Source organism: Nonomuraea sp. NPDC050691 (assembly GCF_040654455.1).
Lineage (GTDB): Bacteria > Actinomycetota > Actinomycetes > Streptosporangiales > Streptosporangiaceae > Nonomuraea.
In genome coordinates this window covers 1-10,902 of sequence record NZ_JBFAIA010000232.1, presented here as the reverse complement: position 1 = coordinate 10,902, position 10,902 = coordinate 1, and the positions used below count along the sequence as shown (strand labels likewise).

Sequence of the window (10,902 nt, the reverse complement as noted above, 5' to 3'; positions counted from 1 at the left end):
GGCGCCGCGCTGGTGGAGGCGGTGGCGCGTGCCGTGGACCCGCGTGCGGCGCTGACCGCCGGCCGTCCGGTGTTCCTCGTGGTGTCCGCCCTGCTGGCGCTGGCCACGACGCTGCCGATGCCGGTGCTGTGGCGGCAGCCGGTGGCGGCCGGGCTGACCGTCACGGCGGCGGGCGTGCTGTCGCTGACCGCGTTCCAGACGTTGACCGTGGCCGGCGCTCTCGCGCAGCTCGTCACCGGATACCGCCTCGGCCGGGCCGGGCCGCGGGAGGTGGCCGTCGCGTCGGCGGTGCCGTTCCCGTTACTGGCCCTGATGGGCCAGGCCGACGGCGAGCCGCGGCTGCTCACACTGGTGCTCGCCTCGCTGGCCCCGGCCGCGGCGCTCGCCGGTGTGGCGCGGCGGGCCCAGGGTGAGGCGCGCGAGAGCGCGGCGGCCAGCCGGGTCGCCACCGAGGGCCTGCTGGAGCACGCCGCCCGGGGCGAACGGGCGCGGATCGCCCGCGAGCTGCACGACGTGGTGGCCCACCACATCTCGATGGTGGCCGTGCAGGCCGAGACGGCGCGGCTGGCCACGCCCGGCATGCCGCCCGCGGGCGCGGAGCGGCTGGCGGCCATCGGCGACACCGCCCGCGCCGCGCTGACCGAGATGCGGCGGCTGCTCGGCGTGCTGCGCGAGGACGCGGGCGCCGACCCCGGCATCCGCGCACCGCAGCCCGGGCTGGGACTCGGTGAGCTGAACGAGCTGCTCGACGAGGCCCGCGACGCCTCGGGCACGGGCACACGCCTCATCGTGCGGGGCCGTCCCGTCCGGCTGGATCCGGGCGTGGAGCTGGCGGCGTACCGGATCATCCAGGAGGCGCTCACCAACGCCCGCCGGCACGCCCCGGGGGCCGCCGTGGACGTGGAGCTCCACTACACGGGTGAGGTGCTGCGGGTGCGCGTCCGCGACAACGGCCCCGGCCCCTCCCTGCCCGCGCACGCCGGGCACGCGCCGGTGGGGATGCGGGACCGCCAGGCGGGGCACGGGCTGGCGGGGATGCGGGAGCGCGCGGCCGCGGTGGGCGGGCGGCTCACCACCGGCCCCGCGCCCGGCGGCGGCTTCCTGATCGAAGCCACCCTCCCCGGCACGGCCCCCGGCGAGTCCACGCGCGAGGGCGCGGAGCCGGGCCCGGCGGGGCGGGAGGGCGTATGACGGGCGCGTCCTCCCCCGTCGTGCGGATCGTCGTCGTCGACGACCATCTCGTCGTCCGTACCGGTTTCGCCGAGCTGCTGGCCACCCAGCCCGACTTCGAGGTCGTGGGCACCGGCGTCGACGGCGCGCAGGCCGTCCGGGTCTGCCGCGACCTGAGCCCCGACGTCGTGCTCATGGACGTGCGCATGCCCGGCATGGACGGCATCGAGGCCACCCGCCGCCTGGCCGCCGGGCCCGGCGAGGGGCCGCGGGTGCTCATCCTGACGACGTTCGACCTCGACGAGTACGTCTACGACGCGCTGCGCGCCGGTGCCAGCGGGTTCCTGCTGAAGGACGTCACCGCGGAGCGGCTGTTCGACGCGGTACGGGTGATCGCGGCGGGCGAGGCGCTGCTGGCGCCGGGGGTGACGCGGCGGCTGATCGGCGAGTTCGCGCGCCTCCGGCCCGGCCCCTCCCCCGCGGCCGCGGCGGCGCTGGCCGCGCTCACCCCGCGCGAGACGCAGGTGCTGCGGCTCATCGCCGAGGGCCTGTCCAATCCCGAGATCGCCGCCCGGCTGACGGTCACGGAGGAGACGGTGAAGACGCACGTGAGCCGGGTCCTGGGCAAGCTCGGGCTGCGCGACCGGACGCAGGCGGTCGTGGCCGCGTACGAGACGGGCCTCGTGGTGCCCGGCGCCCGCGGCACGTCGTAGACCCCCGCACCCGCGGCACGTCGTGGTCGAGGACGCGGGTGAGCTGCGCGACGACGTCGCGGCGGCGGTCGGCGGGGTCGGCGGCGCGCTCCACCCGGCCGCGCGCGGACAGCTCGTTGATGACGGAGACCAGGTCCGTCACGGGCCGATCCCACCCATTGCGTTAGTCGCACTAACGATGTATTTTCGTTAGCGACATAAACGTTAGTAGCGCAAACGATTTGCGAGGGACCTCCCATGCCGGTCATCGACGTACTCGACTCGACCCTGTTCTACGAGGAGACGGGCGCCGGCGCCCCGATCGTCTTCCTCCACGGCAACCCCGGCTCCTCCCGCCTGTGGCGCGAGGTGATGCCCGCGATCGGCGTGCCCGGCCGGCTGCTCGCCCCCGACCTGATCGGCATGGGCCGCTCCGGCAAGCCGGACATCGCCTACACCTTCGCCGACCACGCCCGTTACCTCGACGCCTGGTTCGACGCCCTGGGCCTGGACGACGTCATCCTGGTCGGGCACGACTGGGGCGGCGCCCTCGCCTTCGACTGGGCCGGACGCCACCCCGAGCGGGTGCGCGGGATCGCGTTCCTCGAGACCATCGTCAAGACCTTCTCCTGGAGCGAGCTGGGCGAGGGCCCGAGGGCGAGGGGCCGGGCCATCCGCGGACCCGAGGGAGAGGCGCTCGTCCTCGACGGGCACTTCCTCATCGACACCGCGTACACCGGAGGCGTCCTGACCCCTCTCCCCGAGGAGGAGATCGCGCGCTACCGCGAGCCGTACCCGACCCGCGAGAGCCGCCGGCCGCTGCTGCAGTGGGCGCGTTCGATCCCGCTCGACGGCGAGCCGGCCGACGTGGCGGAGCGGGTCGAGCGCTACGGCGCCTGGCTGGCCAAGAGCGACGACGTGCCCAAACTGCTGCTCACGTTCGACTCCTCGCCGACCCTGCTCATCACCCCGGACGTCGCCGAATGGTGCGCGGCCACGTTCGCGGCACTGGAGGTCGAGCACTGCGGCCCGGCCGGACACCACGCTCCGGAGGACCGGCCCGAGGCCATCGCCGCGGCCGTCACCGCCTGGGCCCGGCGGCACGGCCTGGCCGGCGACGCCTGACCCCCCTTACGGATCTTCCGGAATCTCGATTGCGGCGCGGGCCGCCGCGCCGCCATCATCCCGTCATGGATCTCCTTTCCTCCCTACCGGCCTTCGTCGTCGCCGTGGTCCTCATCTCGGCCTCGCCGGGCCCCGCGATGGCCCTCATCCTGCGCCGCGCCGCCGTGCGCGGGCTGTCCGGCGCGGTCCCGACGGTTCTCGGCCTCGAAGCCGGCCTCTACGTGTGGGCGCTGTGCGCCGCGGCCGGCCTGGCCGCCCTCGTCGCCGCCTCCGAGGTGGCCTTCGTCGTCCTGCGCGTGGTCGGCGCCGTCTTCCTGCTCTACCTCGGGGTGAAGGCGTGGCGCTCCGCGTGGCGCAGCCGCCGCACGGGCGCCGCCGCGCAGCCGGAGGAGGAGCCCCCGGTGGTCTCCGCCCGGTCCTGGTGGAAGGCGTTCGGGGAGGGCGCCGTCGTGATGCTCGCCAACCCCAAGGCCGCCGCCTTCATGATCGCCTTCTATCCGCAGTTCGTGCCGCACGACCGGCCGCTGCTCGCGACCACGGCCCTGCTCGCCCTGCTCCAGGTCGCCCTGGAGACGGTCCTCTACCTCTCGCTCGCGGCGGTGGTGGGACGCGCGGGCGCGTGGTTCCGCCGCCCGGTCGTCCGACGCCGCCTCGACGCCGTGAGCGGCACCGTCCTCGTCGCCCTGGGCCTGCGCGTCGCCGTCGAGAGCCGCTGACCGCACTCCAGCAGTTCATAACGAACGCTTCTAACCTGCATCGTCATCATCTCTTGGACTTCTGATCGCCGCCAGTGAATCCTGGGAGGGAAAGACCGGAACCCGACAGAAAGCACGCACCATGGCCACGTACGTCCTCGTCCCCGGCATGTGTCACGGCGGCTGGAGCTTCGACCCCGTCACCGAGCGCCTGCGCGCCCAAGGCCACCGGGTCATCCCGGTCACGCTCAGCGGGGTGGCCGAGCGCAGCCACCTCCTGACCGGCGGGGTGAACCTCGACACCCACATCCGGGACGTGACCGCCCTCCTGGAGGCCGAAGGGGTCGAGGACGCCGTGCTCGTCGGCCACAGCTACGGCGGCATGGTGATCACCGGCGCCGCCGGCCGCGCCCCCGGGCGGGCCGGCGCGCTGGTCTACCTCGACGCGGTCGTCCCGTCCGACGGCGACTCCTGCTGGTCACTCGTCCGGGACGAGGAACGCCGCTGGTACGCGGACGTGGACGAGACCGGCTACGCGGTGCGCACCCTGCCCTTCTTCGACCCGCGCGCCACGCCCCACCCGATCGCCTCGGTGCTGCAACCGCTGCGCCTGACGGGCGACCTCTCGCATGTGCGCCGCAGGGACTACGTGTACGCGGCCCGATGGGACGGCGAGTCGCCGTCCACCGTCTTCCACGACCGGCTGCGGCCGGACCCGGCATGGACGGTCCACTCGCTGGCCGGCGGCCACAACCTCATGCGCGACACCCCCGACGAGCTGGTCAGGATCCTGCTCGACGCCGCCTGAGCGCGCCCGGCCGGGTCAGACGTAGGACTCCTCCCGCCGCGCCTGGCCGAGGTCCGTCGCGATGGCGGCGAAGCGCGGCGCCAGCTCCGCCTCGACCACCGCCGCCTCCTCCTCACCCAGCTCCACGACGGGCGCCGCGTACCCCAGGGACCGGACGAACTCCACGCGCAGGTCGATCGGCGGGTGCGAGTCGAACACGTGCCGCTCCTGCCGGGCCTCCAGCCGGCGCCGCCGCTCCAGCTCCTGCTCCGGCACCTGGCCGTGCTTCTCGGGCAGCCGCGTCCACACGGACGTGCCGAACGAGGCGGCCAGCCAGCTCAGCTCGTTCAGGTCGATGGTCGCGGTGACCAGCCGGTCCAGCATGCCGGCCGCGGCCTCGGCCGACGCCACCCGGGCGGCCCGCTCATCGGCGACGTACTCCCCCTGCCGCCCCGAGCGCATGGACACGGCCAGCAGGAGGAACCCCAGCACGCGCAGCACGAGCCCGGCCAGCCACATGAGGGCCGCCAGCGCGAGGGAGACCATCGCGACGAAGCTCTGCGCCGTCACCTCGGCGGTGTCCCTGCCGCCGCGCGCCACCCCCCGGACGACCGCGTGGACCTCGGCCAGGGCGCGGATCGCGGTCCCGGTGAGGCGCCCCTGACGAACGTCGCCGTTGCTGGAGTGGCTGAGCTCGTGCGCCAGGAGCGCCACCTTCTCCTGCCGGCCCAGCACCGCCCAGAGGGGCGCGCCGAGGATGAGGGTCCGCCTGCCCCGCAGCCCGATCCGCCCGTACGCGGCGTTGTGCTCGGCCGAGACGAACACCACGTCGACCGGCGGCGCCCCCACTTCGGCGCCGATCCGGTCCAGCAGGCCGAACAGGCGCGGCGCGCGGCCACGGCCGAGCAGGTGACGATCGGCCGGCAGGCGGCCGAGCCGGGGCCGCATCAGCCAGGCCACGCCCAGCAGGAGCACGGCCGACAAGAGGCCCACGATGTTCGGCACCGCGACGACGACCGCCACGGCCGCCACCACGCAGCCGGCGGTGACCAGATGGATCAGCGCCGCCAGCAGCATGGCCGCCGCCCGCGAGAGCCCTCCGCCCTCCAGCGTGGCGCCGCGGCGCAGGACGTGGGCGTGCTGCCCGGCGGTGAGCCGGTCCGCGAGCACGGCTCCGAGAGATCGTCTGCCGGGTAACTCCCCGGTGAGGTTCCATTCGCACGACGGACACCAGAGGGCGTAACGGTCGTCCCTGACGATGTCGGCAGAGCACTGGGGGCAGGGGGTGTGGGAAGACATGATCGCGAGTGTGGCACGGCTTCGGGAGGGGCCGCGCGCGGGCGTGATCAAGGTCCTGGAGGGCCGCCGTCAGGGCTCCGCTCCCCGCCCGCCGGGCGAGACCGTGCCGGGCGCGGCCGGACCGGAGGGGGCGACCATGCCCCGCAGCAGCTCGGCGACGATCACCGCCCGCTCGGTTCGGCGAACTCGCCCAGCTCGGCGAAGAGCCGCTCGGCGGCCAGGTAGCGCGAGAACTCCAGCGGCTGGTCGAAGTAGGCGCGCAGATGGGCGGCCGCGGCCTCCTGGGAGCGGACGAAGGTCCGGCTGATGTACGCGGCGCCTTTACGTTGTAGATCAAATAGTCGGGCCTTGCCAACCCATGATCCGCAGTTTAGGTTAGGCTTACCTAAGACTTCGGAGGCAGAAGCTTCATGTCCGTGCAGTTCCCGCCTTCCGCCGCGCCGCGCTCCGCCTACCCGGTGGACGTGCTCCCCGCCCGGCTCCGCCGACTCCTCCTCCACCTGGCCTCGGCCGGCACCCCGGTGTCGGCCTACGTCTACGACGGCGAGGTGGCCGCCGAGCGCGCCCGCGAGCTGCGGGCCGCGTTACCGGACTGGGCGGCCGTCCACTACGCCGTCAAGGCCAACTCCTTCCCCGGCGTCGTCGCCGCCCTGGCCCCGCACGTGGACGGGTTCGAGGTGGCCTCCCGGGCCGAGCTCGACCTCGCACTCAACGCCCGCCCCGCGACGGCCGCGCCGGCGCCCGTCGTGGCGGCGGGCCCCGCCAAGTCGCCCCCGTTCCTGGCCGCCCTCATCCGGGCGCGGGTCGAGGCGATCAACGCCGAGAGCCTGCTGGAGCTGCACCGGATCAGCTCCATCGCCGTCGCCGAGGGCGTCCGCGCCCGGGTGACGCTGCGGGTCAACCCCGCCTCGATCCCCGTCACCGGCTCGTTGCGGATGGGCGGCGTCCCGTCGCAGTTCGGCGTGGCCGAGCCGGACGTGCCCGGCGTGCTGCGCGCCGCGGCCCGGCTGCCCGGCCTGGACCTGGTCGGCTTCCACGTGCACGCCGCCTCCGGCAACCTCGACGCCGACGCCCACGCCGCGTACCTGCGCTGGTGCGTGGAGTGGAGCACGCGCACCGCCCGCGAGCACGGCGTCGACCTGCGCCTCGTGGACGTGGGCGGCGGCATCGGGGTGGCCTTCGAGGGCGAGAAGCCGTTCGACGTCGCCCGCTTCGGCGAGCTGGCCGCCCAGGTGGAGCCACCGCCGGGCGTCAGGGTGCTGCTGGAACCCGGCCGCTACCTGGTCGCCGACTGCGGCTGGTACGCCGCCGAGGCGATCGACGTGAAAACGTCGTACGGGGCGTCGTACGTGCTGATCCGCGGCGGCATCAACCACTTCCAGCTCCCCACGTCCTGGGACATCGTGCACAACATGGCGGTGCTGCCCGTCGAGGACTGGCCCGACGACTGCCCGCGTCCGGCCGTGTCCGACACCGAGGTGACCGTCACCGGCGAGCTGTGCACCCCCGAGGACACGCTGCTGCGCGACGTCCGGGTGGACCGGGTGCGCGCCGGCGACATCGTCGTCTTCCCGTACGCCGGCTCCTACGGCTGGGAGTTCGCCATGCACCGCTTCCTCGGCCACCCCGTGGCCGAGCGCCACCTGCTGTGACACCCGCTGTGACACCCGCCGCGTTCCGGCGTCCTTCCTGCCCGCCTACGTCCTGGAGACCCATGACCGCGCATCCGGCCGACCTGGCCCCGGACTCCGCCCTCGACTCCTTCGCCGCTCCTCACGACGCCGGCGCGGTGCTGCGCCGGCAGCGCGACCGCGAGTCCTCCGCCCGCACCTACGCCCGGTCCTTTCCGATCGTCCCGGTACGCGCCGAAGGCATGGTGGTCGAGGCCGCCGACGGCCGCCGCTACCTCGACTGCCTGTCGGGCGCCGGCACCCTCGCCCTCGGCCACAACCACCCGGTGGTCCTGGAGGCGATCCGGCGCACGCTCGACAGCGGTGCCCCGCTGCACGTCCTCGACCTGGCGACGCCGGAGAAGGACGCGTTCGTGGAGGAGCTGTTCGCCACGCTGCCGCGCGGGCTGGCGGACCGGGCGCGGATCCACTTCTGCGGGCCCGCCGGGACCGACGCGGTGGAGGCGGCGCTGAAGCTCATGCAGACCGCCACCGGCCGCCGCGGCCTGCTCGCCTTCACCGGCGGCTACCACGGCATGACCCTCGGGGCCCTGGCCGCCACCGCGAACGTCGCGGTCAAGCAACCCGTGGCCGGCATCGCGGCCGACGTGACCCGGCTGCCGTACCCGTACCCGTACCGCTGCCCGTTCGGCGTGGGCGGGCAGGCGGGGGCGCGGCTGTCGGCGGCGTACACGCAGCGGCTGCTCGACGACCCGGCGGGCGGCGTGGTGCCGCCCGCGGCGATGATCGTGGAGGCCGTGCAGGGCGAGGGCGGCGCGGTCGCGGCGCCCGACTCCTGGCTGCGCGAGATGCGGCGGATCACGGCCGAGCGCGAGATCCCGCTGATCGTGGACGAGGTGCAGACCGGTGTCGGACGCACCGGGGCGTTCTGGGCGGTGGAGCACAGCGGGATCGTGCCGGACGCCATGGTGCTGTCCAAGGCGATCGGCGGCAGCCTGCCGCTCGCGGTGATCGTCTACCACGAGGACTACGACGGGTGGCTGCCGGGCGCGCACACGGGCACGTTCCGCGGCAACACGCTGGCCATGGCGGCCGGCACGGCCACGCTGCGCCACGTCGCCCGCGAGGGCCTGGCCGGGCGCGCCGCCGTGGGCGGCGGCCGGGTGCTGGAACGGCTCGGCGCGCTGCGCGACGAGCGGCCGGTGGTCGGCGACGTGCGGGGCCGCGGGCTGATGCTCGGCGTCGAGCTGGTCGACCCGGCCGGCGAGCCCGACGCGTGCGGGGCGTACCCGGCGGCGCCGCGCACGGCGGCCGAGGTCCGCGCGGCGTGCCTGGAACGCGGGCTCATCGTGGAGCTCGGCGGCCGGTACGACTCCACGGTGCGGCTGCTGCCGCCGCTGGTCATCTCGGACGAGCAGGCGGAGGCGGTCGTGGACCGGCTGGCCGACGCGATCGCCGCGGTGACGGCCCCCCGCCTGACGGGACGGCCCGCATGACGGACACCTTGCGGGAACCGGCACAGGACGCCGCCGAGGACTCGACCGCCCGAGCCGGTGCTTCGGCGTCAGCCGCACGGGCCGGTGCTCACGTCGCGATCGCGCCGCCCGGCGGGCTCGCGCCGAGACCTGACGACGGGCCCGCGTCCGCGCGACCGGCCGGGGCGCTCGCGACCGTACGACCGGACGAGGCGCCGGGGTCCGTGCGAACGGACGGAGCGCTCGCGACCGTGCGGCCCGACGAGGCGCTGGCGGAGGCGGTGCGGGCCGTTCTGGACGGGCTGGCCGCCGGGACGGCGCGGCGTGGCGGTCCCGTACCGGCCGGGACGCCGGAGGCCCTGGCCGCGCACGTCGCCCGCACCATGGCGGAGGCGCGCGGCGACGAGGCCCTCGGCCGCCTGACCGAGCTGCTGGCGTACGGCGGGGCCGACCCTGCCGACCCGGCCTGCGCCGCGCACCTGCACTGCCCGCCGCTGGCCGTCGCCGTGGCCGCCGACCTGGCCGTGTCCGCGCTGAACCCGTCCCTGGACTCGTGGGACCAGGCGCCCGCGGCGACCGAGCTGGAGACCCTGCTGCTGAGGGAGCTGGCCGGGCTCGCCGGCTATCCGGGCACGGCCGCCGGCGTGCTCACCTCCGGCGGCACCGAGTCCAACGTGATGGGACTCATGCTGGCCAGGGACCGCGTGCTGGAGCGGGTCACCGGAGAGCCGGTCCAGCTCCGCGGCCTGTCCGGGCGGGTCCGGCCGAGGATCTTCGCCTCGGCCGCCGCCCACTTCTCGGTGCGCCGGGCCGCCGCCCTGCTCGGGCTCGGCGAGGAGGCGGTCGTCGCCGTCCCCGTGGACCGGGAGCTGCGGATGGACCCGGCCGCGCTGGCCCGCGCCCTGCGTGACGCCGTACGGCGGGGCGAGCCGCCGGTCGCGGTCGTCGCCACGGCCGGCACCACCGACACGGGCGCGATCGACCCGCTGCCCGAGTGCGCGGCCCTGGCCGCCGAGCACGGCGCGTGGCTGCACGTGGACGCCGCCTACGGCGGAGGCGCGCTGCTGTCGGACCGGCTCGCGCCGCTTCTCGAGGGGGTGGAGCTGGCCGACTCGATCTCCCTGGACTGGCACAAGCTCGGCTGGCAGCCCGCGGCGGCCGGGGTGTTCCTGGTACGGCGGGAGGAGACGTACGCCTCGCTGGCCCGGCGCGCCGCCTACCTCAACCCGGCCGACGACGAGGAGGCCGGCTACCCGAGCCTGCTGGGCCGCTCGCTGCGCACCACGCGCCGGGCCGACGCGTTCAAGGTCGCGGTCACGTTGCGGACGCTGGGCAGGGACGGGCTCGGCCGGCTGGTGGACGCCTGCCACGACCTCGCCCGCGCGGGCGCGGCGGCGGTGCGCGCCCACCCGCGTCTGGAGCTGCACGCCGAACCGGTGCTGACGGCGTTCCTGTTCCGCTACCTGCCCCGCGACCCGGGCCGCGCGGACGAGGTGAACGCCGCGCTGCGGCGCCGCCTGCTGCGCGAGGGGCTCGCGGTGGTCGGCCGCACCGAACTGCCCGCCGACGACCTCCGTGCGTCCGGCAGTGGAGGCGGGCGCGTGCGGCTGAAGCTCACGCTGCTGAACCCGCACACCACGGCCGCCGAGGTCGAGCGGCTGGTCCACCTGGTGGCGTCGGCGGGCGAGGCCGAGGAGGCGGGTCTCCAGTGAGCGCCGCCGAACCTCTCGGGCGCTCTCCGGTGGGCGCCGCCGATCCGCTCGACCATCCCGACGTGTCGCGGGCCGGGGAGGCGGCGGCCACGGAGACGCTGTTGCGGGCGTACGTGCGCGACCTGGCGATCCCGGTGCCCGCCGCCGGCGAGGAACTCGTCCTGGACTTCCCCGCGGCCGGGGTACGGCTGCGCGTCCCGGTGCGCCACCGGTCCGCGACCGGCTGGCACCGCTTCGGCGAGCCGTACCTGGCGCACGGCGGCCCGGAGGCGGCGGCCGGGGTGGCGCTGGTCGCGGCGGTCGTCGTGCGGGAGAC

The 10,902-nt window shown here is 75.5% G+C and carries 10 protein-coding genes; 9 read left to right on the top strand and 1 reads right to left on the bottom strand.

Annotated features, from left to right (window positions below):
• The 5 genes from AB0H81_RS40935 to AB0H81_RS40915 all read left to right on the top strand — a co-directional run.
• Positions 1–1,191 (top strand): sensor histidine kinase (locus tag AB0H81_RS40935; protein WP_358386658.1); only part of this gene is annotated, 1,191 nt, incomplete at its 5' end.
• Positions 1,188–1,883, top strand: a complete 696-nt coding sequence (locus AB0H81_RS40930) for a response regulator transcription factor (protein WP_358386655.1) — start codon at positions 1,188–1,190, stop codon at positions 1,881–1,883. The genes AB0H81_RS40935 and AB0H81_RS40930, both read left to right, overlap by 4 nt.
• A gap of 237 nt (positions 1,884–2,120) precedes the next feature.
• On the top strand, positions 2,121–2,987 hold the full coding sequence (locus AB0H81_RS40925) for a haloalkane dehalogenase (RefSeq protein WP_358386652.1): 867 nt from the start codon (positions 2,121–2,123) through the stop codon (positions 2,985–2,987).
• A 65-nt stretch (positions 2,988–3,052) separates the two neighbouring features.
• A complete protein-coding gene (locus tag AB0H81_RS40920) occupies positions 3,053–3,703 on the top strand; it encodes a LysE family translocator (RefSeq protein WP_358386649.1) in 651 nt (216 codons plus the stop codon).
• A gap of 121 nt (positions 3,704–3,824) precedes the next feature.
• Complete coding sequence (locus AB0H81_RS40915) at positions 3,825–4,490, top strand: alpha/beta hydrolase (protein WP_358386646.1); 666 nt, start codon at positions 3,825–3,827, stop codon at positions 4,488–4,490.
• A 15-nt stretch (positions 4,491–4,505) separates the two neighbouring features.
• Here the strand turns inward: AB0H81_RS40915 and AB0H81_RS40910 are convergent, their stop codons facing one another.
• Positions 4,506–5,768 carry a M48 family metallopeptidase gene (locus AB0H81_RS40910; RefSeq protein WP_358386643.1) on the bottom strand — a complete coding sequence of 421 codons (1,263 nt, stop codon included), beginning with the start codon at positions 5,766–5,768 and terminating at the stop codon, positions 4,506–4,508.
• A gap of 410 nt (positions 5,769–6,178) precedes the next feature.
• Here AB0H81_RS40910 and AB0H81_RS40905 point away from each other — a divergent pair, with 410 nt between their 5' ends.
• The 4 genes from AB0H81_RS40905 to AB0H81_RS40890 form a co-directional block, all read left to right on the top strand.
• A complete protein-coding gene (locus AB0H81_RS40905) occupies positions 6,179–7,420 on the top strand; it encodes an alanine racemase (RefSeq protein WP_358386640.1) in 1,242 nt (413 codons plus the stop codon).
• 62 nt (positions 7,421–7,482) lie between these two features.
• On the top strand, positions 7,483–8,895 hold the full coding sequence (locus AB0H81_RS40900; RefSeq protein WP_358386638.1) for a diaminobutyrate--2-oxoglutarate transaminase family protein: 1,413 nt from the start codon (positions 7,483–7,485) through the stop codon (positions 8,893–8,895).
• A 203-nt stretch (positions 8,896–9,098) separates the two neighbouring features.
• Positions 9,099–10,586: a pyridoxal-dependent decarboxylase gene (locus AB0H81_RS40895; protein WP_358386635.1), complete on the top strand. Its 1,488-nt coding sequence runs from the start codon at positions 9,099–9,101 to the stop codon at positions 10,584–10,586.
• On the top strand, positions 10,583–10,902 hold a 320-nt coding region (locus AB0H81_RS40890; RefSeq protein ID WP_358386632.1), incomplete at its 3' end, for a hypothetical protein. The genes AB0H81_RS40895 and AB0H81_RS40890, both read left to right, overlap by 4 nt.

Coding starts and splice junctions, on each gene's coding strand:
- AB0H81_RS40920 (WP_358386649.1), top strand. CDS start 3,053: ATGGATCTCCTTTCCTCCCTACCGGCCTTCGTCGTCGCCGTGGTCCTC.
- AB0H81_RS40930 (WP_358386655.1), top strand. CDS start 1,188: ATGACGGGCGCGTCCTCCCCCGTCGTGCGGATCGTCGTCGTCGACGAC.
- AB0H81_RS40900 (WP_358386638.1), top strand. CDS start 7,483: ATGACCGCGCATCCGGCCGACCTGGCCCCGGACTCCGCCCTCGACTCC.
- AB0H81_RS40925 (WP_358386652.1), top strand. CDS start 2,121: ATGCCGGTCATCGACGTACTCGACTCGACCCTGTTCTACGAGGAGACG.
- AB0H81_RS40915 (WP_358386646.1), top strand. CDS start 3,825: ATGGCCACGTACGTCCTCGTCCCCGGCATGTGTCACGGCGGCTGGAGC.
- AB0H81_RS40905 (WP_358386640.1), top strand. CDS start 6,179: ATGTCCGTGCAGTTCCCGCCTTCCGCCGCGCCGCGCTCCGCCTACCCG.
- AB0H81_RS40910 (WP_358386643.1), bottom strand. CDS start 5,768: ATGTCTTCCCACACCCCCTGCCCCCAGTGCTCTGCCGACATCGTCAGG.